Source organism: Janthinobacterium sp. PC23-8 (assembly GCF_002250505.1).
Classification (GTDB): Bacteria; Pseudomonadota; Gammaproteobacteria; order Burkholderiales; family Burkholderiaceae_D; genus Janthinobacterium.
This window is the reverse complement of sequence record NZ_NJGY01000001.1, coordinates 1054262-1073934: the sequence shown is the minus strand read 5'-3', so window position 1 is coordinate 1073934 and position 19673 is coordinate 1054262. Positions and strand designations below refer to the sequence as shown.

Below are 19673 nucleotides of genomic sequence, written 5' to 3'. Positions count from 1 at the left end.
CACCAATCGGGTGCGGGGCGGGCCTGGAACGGCAAAAAAACCGGCTCGGCATGGCGATTTTCAAGCCCTGCCAGCCATACTGAATTCTGATGCGGGCATAGCGCACGCTTATACGGGGGCTGGAAACAGGGGCCGCAAAGCCCTACGGGCGGAAGGCGGGATCGTCGCGGCGGTTGCGTTTTTCGCGCCGGCAGTTCAGGGTGCCCAGCACCACGCCCTGCGGATCGACCGTATCGAGATGCACGTCGAAGCCCCACAGGCGCGCCACGTGTTTCAATACTTCGCTGGCCTGCTGGTTCAGCGGGCGGCGCAGGAATTGCGTATGGCGCAAGGTCAGTGCGCGGTCGTCGCGCGTATTGACCGACCATACCTGGATATTCGGTTCGCGGTTGCCCAGGTTGTATTGTTCGGCCAGCTGCTGGCGCACATAGCGGTAGCCCGCTTCGTCGTGGATGGCGGAAATGGCCAGCTTCTCGTTCTTGTCGTCGTCGAGCACGGCAAAGAAGTGGAATTCGCGGATCAGGCGCGGCGACAGGTACTGGGCAATGAAGCTCTCGTCCTTGAAATTGCGCATGGCAAAGTCCAGGCTCTTGCGCCAGTCGCTGCCGGCCAGCTCGGGAAACCAGGCGCGGTCTTCGTCGGTCGGGTGTTCGCAGATGCGGCGGATGTCGCTCATCATCGCAAAACCGAGCGCATACGGATTGATGCCGCTGTAATACGGGCTGTCGATCGGCGGCTGGTACACCACGTTGGTATGGCTTTTCAGGAACTCCATCATGAAGCCGTCGCCGACCACGCCTTCGTCATACAGCTGGTTCAATATCGTGTAGTGCCAGAAGGTGGCCCAGCCTTCGTTCATGACCTGGGTCTGGCGCTGCGGATAAAAATACTGGGAAATCTTGCGCACGATGCGCACCATCTCGCGCTGCCAGGGTTCGAGCAGCGGCGCATATTTTTCGATAAAGTACAGCAGGTTTTCCTCGGGTTCCGGCGGGAAACGGGGCGCCGCCCGGCGCTGCTCTTCCTCGTCGTCGTCCTCGTCGCGGCGCGGCAGGGTGCGCCACAGCTGGTTGATCTGCGACTGCACGTATTCTTCGCGTTCTTTTTGGCGCGCATATTCCTTGGCCATCGACAGCTTGGCCGGGCGCTTGTAGCGGTCCACGCCATAGTTCTGGATCGCATGGCAGGAGTCGAGCAGCAATTCCACCGCATCGACGCCATGGCGCTGTTCGCATTCGGCGATGTAATTCTTGGCAAACACCATGTAGTCGATGATGGCGTCGGCGTCGGTCCAGGCGCGGAACAGATAATTGCCCTTGAAGAAGGAGTTATGGCCGTAGGCCGCGTGCGCGATCACCAGCGACTGCATGGTCAGGCTGTTTTCCTCCATTAAATAGGCGATGCAGGGATTGGAGTTGATGACGATCTCGTAGGCCAGGCCCATCTGGCCACGCTTGTAGCTTTTCTCGGTGGACAAAAAATGCTTGCCGAACGACCAGTGGTTATAGGACACCGGCATGCCGACCGAGGTGTAGGCGTCCATCATCTGCTCGGCCGTGATCACCTCCAGCTGATTGGGATAGGTGTCGAGGCCGAACTGCTTTGCCACGCGGGCGATTTCCTCGTGGACCTGCTCGATCAGCTCGAACGTCCATTCGGACTGTTCGGGCAGGGCGTTCGGATGGCGCACGCGGACAAACGGTTCGGCATGCGGGGTGGCGGCGGTAGTCATCATTTCACCTGTTTCTTGAACAGTTCGCGGAATACCGGGTAGATATCGGCCGGTGTGACGATCTTTTGCATGGCGAAATGGGCGTGGTGGTCGAGCACGCCCGCATACTGCTCCCACAGGTTCTGCTGCGGGCCGTCGGTGATTTCGACGTAAGTGTAGTACTGCACCTTGGGCATGATGGTGTTGATCAGGAGCTGGCGGCACAGCACGGAATCGTTGTCCCAGTTGTCGCCGTCGGACGCCTGCGCCACATAGCTGTTCCACTGGCCGCTGCCGTAGCGCTCTTCGATGATGGTGTTGAGCAGATGGAGGGCCGACGACACCACCGTGCCGCCCGATTCGCGCGAATTGAAAAAATCGTGCTCATCGACTTCGGAGGCGGACGTATGGTGGCGAATGAAGACCACATCGATCTTGTCGTAGGCGCGTTTCAAGAACAGATACAGCAAGATGAAAAAGCGCTTGGCCGTGTCCTTGCGCGACTCGTCCATCGAGCCCGACACGTCCATGATGCAGAACATGACCGCCTGCGTCATTGGCTTGGGCACCTTGATGCGGTTGCTGTAGCGCAGGTCGAACGGATCGATGAAGGGTATCGCCAGCAAGCGCGTATGCAGGTGATGGATCAGGCGACGCAGCTCGATCACGTCGCCGTCGTCTTCCGGCACGCCTTCGTGCAGCATGGCCGCCAGCTGTTCTTCGGCGAGGGCCAGCTGCTTGCGCGCGCCGCCGCCGACGGCGATGCGCCGGCCCAGCGCGCCGCGCAGCGAGCGCAGCACGTGGATGTTCGAGGGCGTGCCCGACATATTGTAGCCGGCGCGCTGGTTCTTCAGTTCCGTGGTGGCCGTCAGCTGGGTTTTCACCATGTGCGGCAATTCCAGGTCTTCAAAGAAGAAGTTCATGAATTCTTCGCGCGACAGCTCGAAGATGAAATCGTCTTCGCTGGTCTCCTCGCTGTTGCCGGCCTTGCCGCGGCCACTGCCGCCGCCGCCCTTGGGCCGGGCGATCTGGTCGCCCTTCAGGTATTCCTTGTTGCCGGGATTGACGACCTCCCACACGCCGCCATGGGCGTGGCCAAACGCCGGTTCGCCCACGTCCTTGACGGGGATGGTGACCTTTTCGCCATTCTCGACATCCGTGATCGAGCGCCCCTTGATGGCGCGCCCCACGGCATCCTTGATCTGGCCCTTGTAGCGCCGCAAGAAACGTTCGCGGTTGACGGCGGACTTGTTCTTGCTTTGCAAGCGCCTGTCGATGAGGTAAGTCAAAGCGTGCCTCCTTAGCTTGTCTTGCGCGCCTTGGCCCCGCCAGGGCGCGCCCCGCTGTCCGCTAGGATGACTTGCGAACGCGCAAGTACCACTCGCATAACAGGCGTACCTGCTTGGCCGTATAGCCTTTTTCCACCATCCGCGCCACGAAGTCGGCGTGCTTGTTGGCATCGTCGGCGCTGGCCTTGGCGTTGAAGGAAATCACCGGCAACAAGTCCTCGGTATTCGAGAACATTTTCTTCTCGATCACGGTGCGGAATTTCTCGTAGCTGGTCCAGGCCGGATTCTTGCCGCCGTTCGAGGCCCGTGCCCGCAAGCCGAAGTTGACGATCTCGTTGCGGAAATCCTTGGGATTCGAAATGCCGGCCGGCTTCTCGATCTTTTCCAGCTCGTTGTTCAGCGACTCGCGGTCGAAACTTTCGCCAGTGTCGGGGTCGCGGTATTCCTGGTCCTGTATCCAGAAGTCGGCAAACGTCACGTAGCGGTCAAAAATGTTCTGGCCGTATTCGGAATAGCTTTCCAGGTAGGCCGTCTGGATTTCCTTGCCGATGAATTCGACATAGCGCTGCGCCAGATGCTCTTTGATATAGGAAAAGTAGCGTTGTTCCAGCTCCGACGAAAACTGTTCGCGCTCGACCTGCTGCTCCAGTACATATAACAGGTGCACGGGGTTGGCCGCCACTTCGGAATTGTCGAAGTTGAACACCTTCGACAGGATCTTGAAGGCAAAGCGCGTCGACAGCCCGTTCATGCCCTCGTCGACGCCGGCGTAGTCGACATACTCGTGCATCGACTTGGCTTTCGGATCGGTGTCCTTGAGGTTCTCGCCGTCGTACACCAGCATCTTGGAAAAGATGCTCGAGTTTTCAGGGTCTTTCAGCCGCGACAGAATCGCGAACTGCGCCATCATGCGCAGGGTGCCCGGCGCGCACGGTGCTTTTTCCAGCGAGGAATTGGCGACCAGCTTGTCGTAGATCTTGATCTCGTCGGACACGCGCAGGCAATACGGCACCTTGACGATATAGATGCGGTCGAGGAAAGCTTCGTTGTTGCGGTTGTTCTTGAAGGTTTTCCATTCCGACTCGTTCGAGTGGGCCAGGATGATGCCGTCGAACGGGATCGCGCCAAAGCCCTCGGTGCCCTTGTAATTGCCCTCCTGGGTGGCCGTCAGCAAAGGGTGCAGCACCTTGATCGGCGCCTTGAACATTTCGACGAATTCCATCAGGCCCTGGTTGGCCAGGCACAGGCCGCCCGAATAGCTGTAGGCGTCCGGATCGTCCTGGGCGTAGTCTTCGAGCTTGCGGATATCGACCTTGCCGACCAGCGAAGAAATATCCTGGTTGTTCTCGTCGCCCGGTTCGGTCTTCGAGATGGCGATCTGTTTCAGCACCGACGGGTAGCGCTTGACGACGCGGAACTGGTTGATGTCGCCATTGAATTCATGCAGGCGCTTGACGGCCCATGGGCTGGGGATATTGCGCAGGTAGCGGCGCGGGATGCCGTAGTCTTCTTCGAGGATGGTGCCGTCCTCTTCCTCGTTGAACAGGCCCAGCGGCGACTCGTTGACGGGCGAGCCTTTCAGGCAATAGAAGGGCACGTGTTCCATCAGCGACTTGAGCTTTTCGGCGATCGACGACTTGCCGCCGCCGACCGGTCCCAGCAAGTACAAAATCTGCTTGCGCTCTTCCAGGCCTTGTGCGGCGTGGCGGAAATACGAGACCACTTGCTCGATCACTTCCTCGGTGCCGTAGAAGTCGCGGAAGGCCGGGTAGATCTTGATCACCTTGTTGGCGAAGATGCGCGACAGGCGCGTGTCGTTGCGCGTGTCGATCAGTTGCGGTTCGCCAATGGCGGCCAGCATGCGTTCGGGCGCGCTGGCATACGTCAGCTTGTCCTTCTTGCACAGGGCCAGGTATTCGGTGAGCGACATTTCCTCTTCACGGGTGCGCTCGTAGCGTGCTGCGTAGTTGTCAAAAATGGTCATGTTCAATGTCCTTTAATGTAAAACCAACCTGCCAGTCACCATCTCAGCCGGCCTGGCAGTCGCCCCGGCTCGTCGCGCCGGCTTGCCGTGCCGGCTTGCCGCTTGCATTGTCTGTTCCCCGTGTTCGATTGTTATTGTTGTTCAAGCCCTGCTGTCTTTGCCAGTCCGGATTGCCCGGACCAAAAAACTGGCGCTTGATGCCATATGCTGACGTGGCCAGCCGGCTTATTTTCATGTGTTGATAGCGCTTGTTGCACCTACCTTTACCCCATGAAATTAATTATTGCTCTAAAGGATGAGGAAGTCAAAAGATAAGTCGTAATATCTTTAATACTTGTTTGTAAATTGTTGATTTAATTGAATAAAATCAAAAAACCACAGCCCTTTTACCAAACTTTGGCGACCCTTCACGATCATCATACGACAATTCGACAGCTCGCGCCGACAGGTGGCGCGGCGGCGTTGCCGGTGGCGCGGGCCATCTTGCGATAAACTGCGTGCATGGTTGATGACGCGGCGCCAGGACCACGGTTCCCTGACGCGCCCGCGCCAGCATTTTTTTCTTCGCCCCCTACAAGGAACACCTCATGATGAACGAGCCATTGCGCGCGATCGTACGCGGCATGCCCAAAGCCGAACTGCATATCCATATCGAAGGCTCGCTGGAGCCGGAACTGATTTTCGCACTGGCCGAACGCAACGGCGTGCCGCTGGGTTATGAATCCGTGGAACACTTGCGCAGCGCCTATGCCTTTACGGATTTGCAGTCTTTTCTCGACATTTATTACGCTGGCGCAAGCGTGCTGTTGAAAGAGCAGGATTTCTACGACATGACGCAGGCCTACCTGCTGCGCGCGCAAGCCGACAACGTTTTGCACACGGAAATATTCTTCGATCCGCAAACCCATACGGCGCGCGGCGTGGCCATCGCCGACGTGATCAACGGCATCCACCGCGCCTGCCAGGACAGCCCCGTCAGCGCCAGCCTGATCCTGTGCTTTCTGCGCCACCTGAGCGAAAAGGAAGCGTTCGACACCCTGGAAGATGCGCTGCCTTACCGCGACAAATTCATCGGCATCGGTCTCGATTCGTCGGAAGTGGGCAATCCGCCCGAAAAATTCTCGCGCGTGTTTGCCCGCTGCCGCGAACTGGGACTGTACCTGGTGGCCCATGCCGGCGAAGAAGGCCCGCCGGCCTATATCCGCACCGCCCTCGACGATTTGAAAGTCGAGCGCATCGACCATGGCGTGCGCTGCCTGGAAGACGCGGAGCTGACGGCGCGCCTGGCGCGCGAGCAGATCGCGCTGACCGTCTGCCCGCTGTCGAACACCAAGCTGCGCGTGTTCGACCGGATGCATGACCATAACCTGGCCGAGCTGCTGGCCGCCGGTTTGCTGGTCACCGTCAACTCGGACGACCCGGCTTATTTCGGCGGCTACATGAACGACAACTACGACGCCATTTTCGACGCCTTGCCGCTGGACCTGGCGCATGCCAGGCAGTTGTCGCGCAACGGTTTTATTGCCGCCTTTTTGCCGCAGGCGGAAAAAGACGCCTTCCTTGCCACCGTCGACGCGTATTTCGCGCAGCACGCTTCAAGCTGAACCACTATAAAGACCTGCCGCCATGCTCCGCCTATCCCTCAACATGACCGGGCGCGACTGGCGCGCCGGGCAATTGCGTTTCCTGCTGATCGCCCTGATCGTCGCCGTCGCCGCGCTGTCGGCGGTGGGCTTTTTTGTCGACCGCCTGCGCTCAGGCCTGAACCGCGACGCGCACCAGTTACTCGGCGCCGACCTCGTCATCAGCGCCGACCAGCCGGTCAGCGCCGCCTGGCGGCTTGAAGCGCAACGGCGTGGCTTCCTGCTGGCCGACACGGTGACGTTTCCCAGCATGGCGCAGGCCGGCGAGGGCGAGCAATCGCTGTCGCAACTGGCCTCCATCAAGGCCGTCTCGCCAGGCTACCCGCAGCGCGGCAAGCTGAAAATCACCACCTCCTCCAGCGAAGCGCTCGATGCCGTCGGCAAGCCGACCGATCAGGTACCGGCGCCGGGCACCCTGTGGGTCGATGCGGCGATGCTGTCTGCCCTGAACGCCAGGCTCGGCGACACATTAAAACTGGGCGACAAGCGCTTTACCGTCACCCAGCTGATCGCCAGCGAGCCTGACCGCGGCGCCTCGTTTTTGAACTTTGCGCCGCGCGTGATGCTGCCGCTGGGCGACCTGGCGGCTACCGCGCTGGTGCAGGACGGCTCGCGCGTGTCGTACCGCCTGCTGCTGTCGGCGCCGGCCAGCCAGGCCAGGGAGATCGCCAGTTACCAGGCCTGGGTGGAAAAGCAGATCAGCGAACAGTCGATCAAGGGCGTGCGCGTCGAATCGATCGAGTCGGGCAATCCGCAGATGCAATCGACGCTGGACCGCGCCGACCGTTTCCTGTCCCTGGTGGGCCTGCTGTCGGCGATGCTGGCGGCGGTCGCCGTGGCGATGGCGGCGCGCCGCTTCATGCTGCGCCACCTCGACGCCTGCGCCATGCTGCGCTGCCTGGGCCTGACGCAAAACCAGGTCACGGCCATGTATGTAATCGAATTTCTGATCGTCGGACTGGTCGGCAGCGTGATCGGCGTGGCCGTGGGTTACGCCGGCCACCTGGTGCTGCTCGAATTGCTGGGCAAGCTGGTGCAAGGCGATTTGCCGCCCGTATCGATGCTGCCGGCGCTGCAAGGCGTGGCCACCGGCATCCTGCTGCTGCTGGGCTTTGCCTTGCCGCCGATTCTGCAGCTGCGTAACGTGCCGCACAACCGCGTGATCCGCCGCGAACAGGCGCCGCCGCAGGCGCTGGCGCTGGCCACTTACGGCCTGGGCATCGGCGCCTTTGTCGTGCTGCTGCTGTGGCAGGCGGGCGACGTGAAACTGGCGCTGCTGACGGCGGCCGGTTTCCTGGGCGGCTTTGCGCTGTTTGGCCTGGCGGGCTGGCTTGGCCTCAAGTCCCTGAAACGCCTGCGCGGCCTGGTCAACCATCAGAGCTGGCGCTTTGCCGTGACGTCCTTGCAGCGCCGCCCGGGCGCCACCGTGATCCAGGTGGTGTCGCTGGCGCTGGGCCTGATGGCCCTGCTGCTGCTGACGGTGGTGCGTGGCGACCTGATGACGGCCTGGCGCGACGCCACGCCGGCGGACGCGCCGAACCGCTTTATCATCAATATCTTGCCGGAACAAAAAGAGTCGATCGCCGCGCGCCTGGCGCAGGCCGGCGTGGTCAATGCGCCGCTCTATCCGATGATACGCGGGCGCCTGGTGGCCGTGAACGGCAAGGCGATTACTGACGACACTTACGAGGACGACCGCGCCAAGCGCCTGGCCGACCGCGAATTCAATCTGTCGACCATGGCGCAGATGCAGGAGCAAAACAAGCTGGTGGCGGGCCGCTGGTTCAGCGGCAAGCCGGGCGCGCCGGCCGAAGCGTCGGTGGAAGAGGGCATCGCCAGAACGCTGAACCTGAAGCTGGGCGACAGCATGCGTTTCGATATCGCCGGCCAGAGCGTCGAGGCGCGCATCACCAGCTTGCGCAAGCTCGAATGGGGCTCGATGCGCGTCAATTTCTTTGTCATTATCAACCCGCAAGCGATGATGGATACGCCGCAAACCTGGATCACGGCGTTTCATTTGCCGGCCGCGCACGGCGACCTGGGCAATGCGTTGACGCGTGCCTATCCGAATCTGACGGTGGTCGATGTGGGCGGGATTTTGAAACAGATCCAGGCCGTGCTGGAGCAGGTGGTGACGGCGGTCGAATTCCTGTTTGCCTTTACGCTGGCCTCGGGCCTGCTGGTGCTGTATGCCGCGCTGATGGGCTCGCAAGACGAGCGTACCCGCGAAGCGGGCCTGCTGCGCGCGCTGGGCGCCACCCGGCGCCAGCTGGCGCAGGCCCAGCTGATCGAGTTCTCGCTGGTGGGGGCGCTGGCCGGCCTGCTGGCCGCGTCCGGTGCGGCGGCCATGGGCTGGGCGCTGGCGACGTACCAGTTCAAGTTTGCCTGGAGTTTTGCGCCTGGCGTGTGGGTCTTCGGCCTGCTGGCCGGCGCCCTGTGCGCGATCGCCGGCGGCTGGCTGGGCCTGCGCGGCGTGCTGAAACATCCGCCGCTGCAGACCCTGCGCGAAAGCTGAATGACGGTTGAATGGCGTCAGGCGGCCTGGCTTTCCCTGGCCTGTTCCCGCAGGAATTGCGCGTACGACCGCACCGGCTGGCCCAGCTGGTGCGCCGGCACGTCGAACAGGGCCCAGTAATAGGGCTCCTGGCCCTGGCAGATGGTCGGCGCGGCGCAGTAGCGGAACCAGTTCTCGCCGATAGAGGCGCAATACATGCCGTCGCCGTCGGCGTCGGAAAAATACGGAATCACGCGCTTTTCCAGCAGCGCCAGCAGCAGGGAGTCGGGCGCGTCGCTGTCGCGCGCCATCTCGTATTGCGTATGCAGGCTGCGTTCCGTTTCGATCACCATCAGCCGGGCCTGGCCGTCGCGCGTAAAAAACAGGATGCCGCCCGGGTTGGGGAAAATATAGTGTTCGACAAAGCCATGGCGACGGCACAGCTCGAACACCACCGCCGTCATTGCCTCGTCCTGCAGGAACTGGTAGTTGTGCAGCAACAGCAAGTCGCGCACCGTCTCGGACTGCTGCAGGAAAAATTCCCTTTGCAGGCTGACGATCTCGTGTTCGAGGATATCGAGCGCATTGTCGTCGCTCTTCTTGATATAGCGATCGATCAGGCCCCGGTTGAAGGCGGTCACCGCCACTTTTTCATCGGCCGCGCCGGTAAATAAAATCTTCTTGCACGGCAGGTCGCGCACGGCCTGGCAAAACTCCAGGCCATTCATCTGCGGCATCGAATAATCGACCACCAGCACCGACGGCGTGGCAAAGCGCCCGGCCTGGGCGCTGATGCGCCAGATGCGCTCGATGTCGAGCGCCACATTGCACTGGTCGGGCGGCAGGTTTTGCGTGTCGAAGTTGACGTGCAGCGGCGTTTCGCCGCGCTGCGTGCTGTGGCGCAGCCAGTGCAAGGCCGCGCTGGTGTCGTGGAAGGTCTTGCGCGCCAGCGCCGGGTCAAGCTGGAAGGCCAGGCTTTTCAGGAAGGAATCGCTGTCGTCGATCAGGACGGTCAGGGTCGGATGGAAATGGACGGGAAGCATCATGCATCACCTTGCAAGGGAAGACTATTGGAAGCGGATCGGTAGCGGCAGGGGAACTCCAGGATAAAGATGGCGTAGGCGTGTTCGCGCGACACGCAGCGGATGCGCGCCTGCCAGGCATCGATGATTTGCCGGCACAGCGCCAGGCCGATGCCGCTGCCGTTGTGTACCGGATAGGAATAGAAGCGCTCGAAGATGCGTGGCAGGCGGTCGGGCGCGATGCCGCAGCCGGTGTCGATGACGAGCAAGCGCGGCATGGGGCGCGCGCCGTCGATGATGATGCGCACCCGGCCCTTGCCGGCGCGCTGTACCGCCTTGAGCGCGTTGCGCAGCAGGTTGAGCAGGATCACCACGCATAGTTCGTCCTGGCCGGCAAACTGGAAGTCGCTGCGCAGGTCGACTGTGACGCTGTCGCGTTGGGCGTTGCTGGCAAAGGGGTAGCGCTTGAGCACGGCATTGACCATTTCCAGCATCGACAGGGCCTGGTTCGGCGCGAGCTTGCGGTTGACGGCGCTGGCGCTGAGCAGGAACAGGTCGATCATATGGTGCATGTGGCGCACCTCGAACACGATGCGCGACAGCGCTTCCTGTACCGGCTGCGCCTGTGCCGCGTTGCTGCATTCGGCCTTCGCCATCAGCCGGCGCAGGCCTCGCACATTCGCCTCCACGCTGGTCAGCGGTGTGCGCAATTCATGCGCCACCGAACCGAGGCCGGCCGCCATGCCCGCCAGTTTTTCCTGTTCCAGCACCTTGCGCCCGACCTTGACCACCGATAGCGCGGCGATGGTAAACCAGTGCACGGGCAGCTGCTGCAGCATTTCACTGCGCAGCAGGAAAGCGCCTTCGCCTTCCAGTATCACGGCCAGGCAGGCGGCGATGGTGCCCGTCAGGTAGGCGCGGCAGGCCAGGCCCGTTTCAAAATGAAACAGCACCACCAGGCCGATCAGCAATGACTCGCTCCAGATCGGCGAGGCGTGGTTCATCACGAACATGAAGGTAAAGAAGAAAGGCAGCACGTAGCTGAGCGCGACGAGCAGATACAGCGACAGCCAGCGCGGTGGCAGGCGGCGTGCAAACAGGCCCACCACACAGATGAGCACGCCGGTCAGGCGCAAGCTGAGGTTTTCATATGCCTGCGGGAAAAAGAACTGCCACAGCAGGTAGTACAGCGGCAAGGTCACCGTGCCGACCGCCGCCAGCAGGGCGACCCTGGCAGCGAGGTTTTGCGGCGATGCGCGCTCCTGCAGCAGCGAGTGGCGCAGACGCCGCCGCCAATGTGCCCCACTTGCTTGCCATTGCTGCTCCATGCACACACCTTGCCTCTCATTAAGACCTCATGATCGCGTAATTTCGCTTTGTTTGAGGCCAATCTGGTGCGAGGTTGATATACGTCAATGGTTCGGTTTGCTATCCGGTCAATGTTTTAATTTGCAACAAACATTCCCAAGGAGAAAACCCATGAGCATCGCGTCCCACATCCACGTCCCGATCTCCCCACGCGCCGAACACTGCTTGCCTGACTACATCACGCAACGCATGGATGCGCATCACGTCACGCGCATCGAAAAACTGCTGGGCGGCCAGCATCCGCATGCATGGCAGCCGACACCGGCGCACGCAATCTTTTTGGCAGGCAATGATTACCTCGATATCGCTGCCGAGCCCGCGCTGGTGGGGGCGCAGATCGCCAGCCTGCAAGCGAGCGCGGGCGAGTTGCTGATGTCGGCCGTCTACTTGCAGGAAGGCAGCGCCCAGCACCGGCTGGAAAGCCGGCTGGCCCATTTCATGGGCGCCGAAGACGGCATCCTGGCGCAGTCCGGCATGGCCGCCAATGTGGGCCTGCTGCAATGCGTCGCCGGTCCCGGCATACCCGTCTATCTCGACATGCAGGCCCATGCGTCGCTATGGGAGGGGGTGCTGTCGGCGCAGGCGCAGGCGGTGGCCTTTCTGCATAACGACATGAGTCATTTGCAGCGTCAGGTGCTCAAGCACGGCCGTGGCGTGATCGTCGTTGACGCCCTGTACAGCACCAATGGCAGCCTGGCGCCGCTGCTGGAATTGCTCGATATCGCCGAGGCGCACGATTGCGTGGTGGTGGTCGACGAGTCGCATTCGCTGGGCACGCATGGCCCGGGTGGCGCCGGGCTGGTGGTCGAGTGGGGCCTCGAGCACCGCGTGCATTTTCGCACTGCTTCCCTGGCCAAGGCCTTTGCCGGACGGGCCGGCTTCATCAGTTGTTCCAGCCGGTTCAAGGGCTATTTCCTGTCCGAATCGCGACCGGCCATCTTCAGTTCCTGTCTGCTGGCCCATGAACTGGCGTGGTTCGAAGCGGCGCTCGACTTCATCAAGCGGGCCGATGCGCGGCGCGCCACCTTGCGCCGCCATACGCGCCGTTTGCGCGAGGGTTTGAGCGAACTGGGCTACAACGTCAGCGACGGCACCGAGCAGATCATCGCGCTCGAAGCGGGCGGCGAACCGGCCACCCTGGCGCTACGCCAGGCGCTGGAACGGCACGGTATCTATGGCGCCATGTTTTGTGCGCCGGCCACGGCAAAAAACCGCGCGCTGGTGCGCCTGACCCTGAACGCCGGCCTCGACGACGCCGCCATCGAGCGCATACTGGCCGGCTGCGCGGCGATACGCGGCGAGGTGGCGCTGGAACAATGGTCGTCGACGCGCCGCCTGCGCAAGCTGGCGCTGGTGTGAAGCGCGGCGTGTCAGCCGCTGGCAGGCAGCTTGCCGGCGATGGCGCCCAGCAGCATGGACAAGGGGGCCAGCTGTTGCGCGCTGGCGCTGCCCAGCAACTCCTGGCCCAGCGCCTGCGCCGTCGCATCGGCATCGCTCAGCAGGGATTGACCCGCCGCCGTGATGACGGCATAGCCGACGCGGGCATCGCGTGCGTCAGCCTGGCGCGCCACCAGGCCTATCTTTTCCAGCGGTATCAGCGAGCGCGTGATGCCGGACGCTGTCAGCGCCAGGCGCTCGGCCAGGTCGATGCGGCGCAGCCGCCCGCCCGGGGCGCGCTGCAAGTGGAACAGCAGTTGGTAGTCGCCAAAGCTCAGGCCATGCAGATTGCCGAGCATGCTGTCGAAGCGGCGTACCAGCACCGCCTGGGCGCGTGCCAGGCGCAGGCAAAAATCGAGCGCGCTGGCGCCATCGGGCAATGCTGGAGTGTGATCGGTCATGCCATCCTTTTCATGCGCAGCGAAATGCTTGAGCGCGCAAGTATAAGGCATGACCGCGCATCAGCGTGCGCTGGCCTCAAGGCTCCATCACATGGCCGCTTGCCGCGATGCGTGGAATGTTGGTCCACAGGGCGGCGGCGACGGCGGCGGCCAGCAGCATGGCGCCACCGGCGCAGAACAGCTCGCCCACGCCGAGATGGCGCAGCAGCGCACCGGTGGCCGCCGCCGACAGGGGCGCGAGTCCCAGAAAAATACTCATGAACAAGGCCATTGCCCGGCCCAGCATGGCTGGCGCCACGCGCCGTTGTATCCAGGTAAAGATGGCCACTTGCAGATAGCCGGACAGCATGCCTGTCAGTGCCAGCAAGACCACGCCCTGCCAGCTGCTGCCGATCTGCCCCAGCGCCATCAGCAGTACGCTGACGACGGCGTCGATGCTCAAGAGGGTGGCGCCGAAGCGGCGCCGCAGCCAGGCGCCGCCCAGGCCGGAGGCCAGCATGCCCGCCAGGGTGCCGGCGCCATGCGCGCCCAGCAGCAGGCCCAGCGCGGACGCGCCTTGCAGGCGTTCGCTGGCCAGCACGGGCAGCGCCACTTGCAGCGGCCCGATGACAAAGAACGCCGCCACCGCCCAGTAAAGATAGCAACTGCGCAAGGCCCGGTCGCGCCACACCATGGCCAGGCCCTCTGCCATGTCGCGCCACAGGCCCTGCACCGTGGCGGCGGCTGGCAGTGGCCGCAGGCTGACTTTTTGCAAGGTCCAGGCCGACAGCAGAAACGTCAGCGCATCGATGGCAAAGGCTGCGGCCAGCGCCGCCATGCCGGTTTGCCGCGCGCCATGGGGAGCCTGGAAGAGCAGCGCCGCCAGCAGGGGGCCTGCAAGCAGCGCCAGCTGGCGCGCGCCCATCAGCATGCTGTTGGCCGTCTGCAGCGCTGGCGCCGGCAGCGCCTGCGGCAAGATTGCCGTGCCGGCGGGAATGGCGATAGCCGCAGCGATGCCCAGCGCCAGCGCGGCGCCATACGCCAGCGCCACGCTGGCGTGGCCCAGCATCAGCAAGGCGGCCAGCAGCAACAGGATGGCGGCATTGAGCAATTTGCTCGTCATGATCACTGTCCGCGCCGAGTAGCGGTCGGCGACCGTGCCGCCCAGCAAGATGAGCAAGGCGCGCGGTGCGCCCATCAGGGCCACCGCGAAGCCCAGGCTGAGACTGTCGCCAGTCAGGCTCAGCACCAGCCAGGGCAGGGCCAGCAGGCTGAATTGGTCGCCCAGCATGGAGATCAGACCGCCGCCCAGTAGCCAGCGGAAATTGGTGTTGCGCATTAAGTGGGCGGTGGCGGCGGTAGTCATATTGAGCTCGGCTGTGGTTAAAAATTGCATGGTAGTTGATTAAAGCTTGAGTAGTCAAGTATATTGCTGTTTATTGTGGCATTGCATCGGGGACGAGGGCGGCCACTTGCGCTATCATGACGGCCATGACCGATACCACCGCCCCCACCCTGTACGAGACCATCGGCGGCGCCGCCGTGCTGCGCCAGATGGTCGACCGCTTTTATGACCTGATGGAACTGGAACCGGAATTTTCCGGCATCCGCAGCATGCATCCGGCCTCGACCGAAGGCTCGCGCGACAAGCTGTATTTCTTCCTGACGGGATGGATGGGCGGGCCGGACTTGTATATTGAACGATTCGGCCACCCGCGCCTGCGCGCGCGCCACCTGCCGTATGCCATCGGTACCAGCGAGCGCGACCAGTGGCTGCGCGCCATGGCCTGGGCCATGGAAGACACCTGCATCGAGGAGGCCTTGCGCGTGCGCCTGATGGAGTCGTTCTATCAGACCGCCGACTGGATGCGCAACAAACCCGACTGACGCCATGACTTCGCTCCAATTCTATGGACTGCTCGGTGCCGTCGCCGCCGTCGTCGTCTTGCTGATTGCGCTGCTGCTGCTGCTGCTGCTGCTGCTGCGGCCCCGCGCCTTTGCTGCCGCCGCTGGCGACGGCGCCACCACCCTGGCGCTGGTGCAGCAGCATCAGGCGCAAAGCCTGGAACGCATCGACCGGGTCGAGCGCGAAGTGCGGCTGCAATTGCAGGCGTCGGCGCAGGCCACGCGGCAGGACCTGGCCGCCGGCCTGGCGCAGTTCCAGGCCGCCACCTTGCAGCAGCTCGACAGCCTGCGCACGCAGATCCAGGCGCAGGGCAAGGTCGGGCGCGAAGAACAGGCGCAAAGCCTGGCGCGCTTTGCCGACAGCACCAACCAGACCCTGTCCCAGCTGACCGAGTCGAATGCGCAGCGCATGCTGGAAGTGCGCGCCACCCTGGAGAGCAAGATCCGCGACTTGCAGATGGATAATGGGGCGCGCCTGGAAGAGATGCGCAAGACGGTCGATGAAAAGCTGCACGCCACCCTGGAAACGCGCCTCACGGCCTCGTTCCGGCAAGTGTCGGAGCGACTGGAAAAAGTCCACCAGGGCCTCGGCGAAATGCAGCAGCTGGCGCTCGGCGTCGGCGACCTGAAGCGGGTACTGACCAATGTCAAGACGCGCGGTACCTGGGGCGAGGTGCAGCTGGAGATGCTGCTGGAGCAGGTGCTCACCGTCGACCAGTACGCGAAAAACGTGGAAACCGTGCCCGGCAGCGGCGCCAGGGTCGAGTTTGCGTTAAAACTGCCGGGGCTGGTCGATGGCGGGCCGCCCGTGTGGATGCCGATCGATGCGAAGTTTCCCAAGGAGCAATACGAACGGCTGGTCGATGCGGCCGAACGGGCCGATGCGGAAGGCGTGCTGCAAGCGGGGCGCGAACTGGAGCGCGCCGTGCGCGGCGAAGCGAAAACCATCGCCGACAAATACCTGTTACCGCCCAACACCACCGACTTCGCGATCCTGTTCCTGCCCACCGAAGGCCTGTACGCGGAAGTAATGCGCCGGCCGGGCCTGGCCGACGACCTGCAGCGCGTGCACCGGGTCAGCATCGCCGGCCCGTCAACCCTGTCCGCCTTGCTCAACAGCCTGCAGATGGGCTTCCGGACGCTGGCGCTGGAAAAGCGTTCATCGGAAGTGTGGCAGGTGCTGGGCGCCGTGAAGACCGAGTTCGGCAAGTTCGGCGAGGTGCTGTCGCAAACCCGTTTGACCCTGGAAAAGGCGGCCAGGAATATCGAAAGCGCCGAAGTGCGCAGCCGGCAAATGGCGCGCAAGCTCAAGTCGGTGGAGGCCTTGCCGGGCGAGACGGCAGCGCTGCTGCTGGGCGAAGCTGGCGAAGAACCTGCCGGGAAGTAATCGCCGCCCCGGCTTTCAGACCAGGCCGTGGAACAGCACGATATCGACCAGTTCGCCGGCCGCCACATGACCTTGGTGCGCATGCAACACGATCATGCAGTTGGCCTGGCTCATCGAACTGAGGATGCCCGAGCCTTGCGCGCCCGTCACGCGCACCTGCTGGCGGCCGTTTGTGTCGCGCTCGACGATGCCGCGCTGGTATTCGGTGCGGCCGCGTTTCTTGCGGATCGCCGCCTGCGCCGGCACGCTGAGCAAGGGCAAGTCTTGCGCGTTGGCGCCCATCATGCGCAGCAGGGTCGGGCGCGCCAGGAAATAGAACGTCGCCATCACCGCCACCGGATTGCCGGGCAGCCCCAGCAGCAGGGCCGAGTGGCCGTCGGCGTGGATGGTGCCGAAGGCCATGGGACGGCCCGGTCGCATGTTGATTTGCCAGAAGGCTACCTTGCCCAGCCGCGCCAGGATCTCGCGCGTATGGTCGGCCGCGCCGCTCGACACCCCGCCCGAGGTGATGATGACGTCGGCTTTGGCGCAGGCGCCGCGCAAGGCCGCTTCCAGCGCTGCGGGCTGGTCCCGCACGCTGCCCAGGTCGAGCGGTTCGCAGCCCAGACGCTCCAGCATGCCCAGCAGGGTGTAGCGGTTGCTGTCATAGATGCTGCCGGCGGCCAGCGGCTCGCCAGGCTGGCGCAATTCGTCGCCGGTGGAAAAGAACGCCACCCGCAGCCGGCGCCGCACCGCCACTTCGGCAATGCCCAGCGAGGCGAGCAAACCCAGTTCCGCCGGACCGAGGCGCTTGCCTTGCAGCAGCGCCGGCTGGCCCTGCATCAGGTCTTCACCCTTGAAGCGGCGGTTGTCGCCGGGCCGTATCGCATCGGGATTGAGGGTAATGGTTTGCTCGCTTGCCGTGAGCACCAGCTCCTGCGGCAGCACGCTGTCGCAGCCGGCCGGCATCACGGCGCCCGTCATGATGCGCGCGCATTGCCCGGCCGCGATGGCCACCGTGCCCGGTCGCCCGGCCAGGATGGTGTCGGCCACCGCCAGGGTCAGCGGGACGTCGCCGGCCAGGTCGGCGCCATGCAGGGCGTAGCCGTCCATGGCCGAATTGTCATGCGCGGGCACGCTGATCGGCGAGACGATATCACACGCCAGAATGCGCCCCAGCGCCCGCGCCAGCGGCAGGCTTTCCACTTCGGTCACCGGCGTGACGCTGGCGGCCAGCAGCGCTTGCGCCATGTCCACCGGCATGGCGTCGGCGTTCAGTTGGGCCAGTTCCTCGGGGGTATTGATATTGCGAAACGCCGTGCCATCCTCGAACAGCACTTCGGCCAGTTTCAGGTCGCCATGCCAGGCGCCGACGCGGCGCTCGCCGCTGGCCAGACAGGCATCGAGCCGGGGCAGGGCGGAAGTTTTAACCAGGCAAAACACGGGATGGCGCCGGCGCCGGGGCGCGCCGCCATCGGTATCGGCTTCCTCGGTGACGGCAATCGCCAGGTCGGCCTCGTGCGCCAGCAGGCCGGCCGCCAGGCGGCTGGCCAGGTCCGGCGGCAACAGTGGCGAGTCGCACGGCGCCGTCAACAGATACGGCGTGCTGGCGCGGCGCAAGCCGCTTTGCAAGCCGGCCAGCGGGCCGCAATGATTGCTGAGGTCATCGGGCCAGATGGGCAAACCGAAGCCGGTGTAGTGTTCATGGTGCTCGTTGACATTGAAGGCCAGCGCGCCGACCTGCGGCGCCAGGCGCTGCAGCACGTGCAGCGCCAGCGGCTGGCCGTGCAGCGCCAGCATGCCCTTGTCCTGCTGGCCCATGCGCGTGCCCAGGCCGCCGGCCAGTATCAGGCCGGTAATATCGTGTTTGGCTATCATGCGGATGCCTGGTGGTGGTGATTGCAGACGCCATGGTAGCAGCGGCGATGGCCGGCGGGCGCAAATCAGCCGCCGATATACGACATTTCCACTTTCTTTTTGCCTGGCTCAAGTGCCTGGCCCGCCAGATTGGTCTGGCTGGTGCGCAGTGCCGAGTAACGGTCGCCGCGTCCGCGCCATAACTGCGCCACGGCGCTGGAAATTTCGGCGTCGCTGCGGCCGTCGCGCAGCAGGGCGCGCAAGTCGTGGCCGCCGCTGGCAAACAGGCAAGTGTAGAGCTTGCCTTCGGTCGACAGGCGGGCGCGGCTGCAATCCGCGCAGAACGCCTGCGTGACGCTGGAAATGAGACCGATCTCGCCGCCGCCGTCGAGGTAGCGCCAGCGCGAGGCGGTCTCGCCGGTATAGTTCGGATCGACCGGCGCCAGGGGCATCTGTTCGCCGATGCGGCGCGCCACCTCCGCCGAGGGAATCACCTCTTTCAGATCCCAGCCGTTCGAGGCGCCGACGTCCATGTATTCGATAAAGCGCAAGATATACGGCGTGTGCTTGAAGTGGCGCGCCATCGGCACAATTTCCTGGTCGTTCATGCCGGCCTTGACTACCATATTGATCTTGATCGGTCCCAGGCCCATCTGATGCGCCACATCGACGCCATGCAGCACGTCGGCGACGGCAAAGTCGACATCGTTCATGCGCTTGAAGGTGGCGTCGTCGAGCGAATCGAGCGAGACGGTGACGCGGTTCAGGCCTGCATCTTTCAGCGATTGCGCCTTTTTGGCCAGCAATGAACCGTTGGTGGTGAGGGTCAGGTCCAGCGGCTGGCCCGACGGCGTGCGCAGTGCGGCCAGCATGGCGACCAGGCGTTCGATGTTCTTGCGCAGCAGCGGCTCGCCGCCGGTGAGGCGGATTTTCTCCACGCCGTGCGCCACGAACAGGCGCGCGATGCGCGTGATTTCCTCGAACGACAACAAGGCCGTGTGCGGCAGATAGACATGGTTCTTGTCGAACACGTCTTTCGGCATGCAATACACGCAACGGAAATTGCAGCGGTCGGTGATCGAAATGCGCAGGTCGTGCAGGGGCCGGCCCAGGCGGTCGGCCACGCTGCCGGTGGGCTGTTCCAGCTGCTGCGGTACGGCCAGCGCGCCATGGCGCGCTTCGGCCAGGTAGATAATCTTGTCAAGCATGAATGGGTT

The 19673-nt window shown here is 63.5% G+C and carries 14 protein-coding genes; 5 read left to right on the top strand and 9 right to left on the bottom strand.

Features of this window, described 5'->3' with window-relative positions; translation table 11 throughout:
- Positions 1–142: 142 nt before the first annotated feature.
- The 3 genes from CD932_RS04660 to CD932_RS04650 all read right to left on the bottom strand — a co-directional run bounded on the left by CD932_RS04660 (position 143) and on the right by CD932_RS04650 (position 4984).
- Entirely contained in the window at positions 143–1732 is a 1590-nt protein-coding gene (locus CD932_RS04660) for a SpoVR family protein (RefSeq protein WP_094443459.1), read from the bottom strand.
- A complete protein-coding gene (locus CD932_RS04655) occupies positions 1732–3000 on the bottom strand; it encodes a YeaH/YhbH family protein (protein ID WP_094441609.1) in 1269 nt (422 codons plus the stop codon). The genes CD932_RS04660 and CD932_RS04655 overlap by 1 nt, the downstream gene beginning before the upstream one ends.
- Before the next feature lie 61 nt (positions 3001–3061).
- Entirely contained in the window at positions 3062–4984 is a 1923-nt protein-coding gene (locus CD932_RS04650) for a PrkA family serine protein kinase (protein ID WP_094441608.1), read from the bottom strand.
- A 587-nt stretch (positions 4985–5571) separates the two neighbouring features.
- On the opposite strand from CD932_RS04650, the gene CD932_RS04645 reads away from it, so the two are divergent.
- Together CD932_RS04645 and CD932_RS04640 are read left to right on the top strand one after the other, a co-directional pair.
- Complete coding sequence (locus CD932_RS04645; RefSeq protein WP_094441607.1) at positions 5572–6588, top strand: adenosine deaminase; 1017 nt, start codon at positions 5572–5574, stop codon at positions 6586–6588.
- A gap of 22 nt (positions 6589–6610) precedes the next feature.
- Positions 6611–9142, top strand: coding sequence for an ABC transporter permease (locus CD932_RS04640; RefSeq protein WP_094441606.1), 2532 nt, complete (start codon positions 6611–6613; stop codon positions 9140–9142).
- Between the two features lie 17 nt (positions 9143–9159).
- Here the strand turns inward: CD932_RS04640 and CD932_RS04635 are convergent, their stop codons facing one another.
- Both CD932_RS04635 and CD932_RS04630 read right to left on the bottom strand, forming a co-directional pair.
- Entirely contained in the window at positions 9160–10167 is a 1008-nt protein-coding gene (locus tag CD932_RS04635) for a response regulator (protein ID WP_094441605.1), read from the bottom strand.
- Positions 10164–11471 (bottom strand): sensor histidine kinase, encoded by a 1308-nt coding sequence (locus tag CD932_RS04630; protein ID WP_094441604.1) that lies wholly within the window; start codon positions 11469–11471, stop codon positions 10164–10166. Before CD932_RS04630 ends, CD932_RS04635 begins: the two co-directional genes overlap by 4 nt.
- Before the next feature lie 151 nt (positions 11472–11622).
- On the opposite strand from CD932_RS04630, the gene cqsA reads away from it, so the two are divergent.
- Positions 11623–12870, top strand: a complete 1248-nt coding sequence (cqsA, locus tag CD932_RS04625) for an alpha-hydroxyketone-type quorum-sensing autoinducer synthase (RefSeq protein ID WP_094441603.1) — start codon at positions 11623–11625, stop codon at positions 12868–12870.
- A gap of 11 nt (positions 12871–12881) precedes the next feature.
- On the opposite strand, the gene CD932_RS04620 is transcribed toward cqsA, so the two are convergent.
- Together CD932_RS04620 and CD932_RS04615 are read right to left on the bottom strand one after the other, a co-directional pair.
- Positions 12882–13349, bottom strand: a complete 468-nt coding sequence (locus tag CD932_RS04620) for a MarR family winged helix-turn-helix transcriptional regulator (protein WP_094443458.1) — start codon at positions 13347–13349, stop codon at positions 12882–12884.
- 76 nt (positions 13350–13425) lie between these two features.
- Positions 13426–14724, bottom strand: coding sequence for an MFS transporter (locus CD932_RS04615; RefSeq protein WP_254926455.1), 1299 nt, complete (start codon positions 14722–14724; stop codon positions 13426–13428).
- A gap of 86 nt (positions 14725–14810) precedes the next feature.
- Between CD932_RS04615 and CD932_RS04610 the strand changes: the two genes are divergently transcribed.
- Entirely contained in the window at positions 14811–15215 is a 405-nt protein-coding gene (locus CD932_RS04610) for a group II truncated hemoglobin (RefSeq protein WP_176460879.1), read from the top strand.
- A 4-nt stretch (positions 15216–15219) separates the two neighbouring features.
- The gene (gene rmuC / locus CD932_RS04605) at positions 15220–16620 is read left to right on the top strand and encodes a DNA recombination protein RmuC (RefSeq protein WP_094441601.1); all 1401 of its coding nucleotides are present in this window, start codon (positions 15220–15222) and stop codon (positions 16618–16620) included.
- A gap of 15 nt (positions 16621–16635) precedes the next feature.
- Here rmuC and glp read toward each other — a convergent pair whose 3' ends face one another.
- Together glp and moaA are read right to left on the bottom strand one after the other, a co-directional pair.
- On the bottom strand, positions 16636–18477 hold the full coding sequence (gene glp / locus CD932_RS04600; RefSeq protein WP_094441600.1) for a gephyrin-like molybdotransferase Glp: 1842 nt from the start codon (positions 18475–18477) through the stop codon (positions 16636–16638).
- A 65-nt stretch (positions 18478–18542) separates the two neighbouring features.
- Positions 18543–19664, bottom strand: a complete 1122-nt coding sequence (gene moaA, locus CD932_RS04595; protein WP_094441599.1) for a GTP 3',8-cyclase MoaA — start codon at positions 19662–19664, stop codon at positions 18543–18545.
- Between the last annotated feature and the right edge of the window lie 9 nt (positions 19665–19673).

Bases quoted from the DNA above. Each gene is read 5' to 3' on its own strand.
- CD932_RS04640 (WP_094441606.1), top strand. From the start codon at position 6,611: ATGCTCCGCCTATCCCTCAACATGACCGGGCGCGACTGGCGCGCCGGG.
- moaA (WP_094441599.1), bottom strand. From the start codon at position 19,664: ATGCTTGACAAGATTATCTACCTGGCCGAAGCGCGCCATGGCGCGCTG.
- CD932_RS04650 (WP_094441608.1), bottom strand. From the start codon at position 4,984: ATGACCATTTTTGACAACTACGCAGCACGCTACGAGCGCACCCGTGAA.
- glp (WP_094441600.1), bottom strand. From the start codon at position 18,477: ATGATAGCCAAACACGATATTACCGGCCTGATACTGGCCGGCGGCCTG.
- cqsA (WP_094441603.1), top strand. From the start codon at position 11,623: ATGAGCATCGCGTCCCACATCCACGTCCCGATCTCCCCACGCGCCGAA.
- CD932_RS04620 (WP_094443458.1), bottom strand. From the start codon at position 13,349: ATGACCGATCACACTCCAGCATTGCCCGATGGCGCCAGCGCGCTCGAT.
- CD932_RS04630 (WP_094441604.1), bottom strand. From the start codon at position 11,471: ATGGAGCAGCAATGGCAAGCAAGTGGGGCACATTGGCGGCGGCGTCTG.
- CD932_RS04645 (WP_094441607.1), top strand. From the start codon at position 5,572: ATGATGAACGAGCCATTGCGCGCGATCGTACGCGGCATGCCCAAAGCC.
- CD932_RS04635 (WP_094441605.1), bottom strand. From the start codon at position 10,167: ATGATGCTTCCCGTCCATTTCCATCCGACCCTGACCGTCCTGATCGAC.
- CD932_RS04615 (WP_254926455.1), bottom strand. From the start codon at position 14,724: ATGCAATTTTTAACCACAGCCGAGCTCAATATGACTACCGCCGCCACC.
- CD932_RS04660 (WP_094443459.1), bottom strand. From the start codon at position 1,732: ATGACTACCGCCGCCACCCCGCATGCCGAACCGTTTGTCCGCGTGCGC.
- CD932_RS04610 (WP_176460879.1), top strand. From the start codon at position 14,811: ATGACGGCCATGACCGATACCACCGCCCCCACCCTGTACGAGACCATC.
- rmuC (WP_094441601.1), top strand. From the start codon at position 15,220: ATGACTTCGCTCCAATTCTATGGACTGCTCGGTGCCGTCGCCGCCGTC.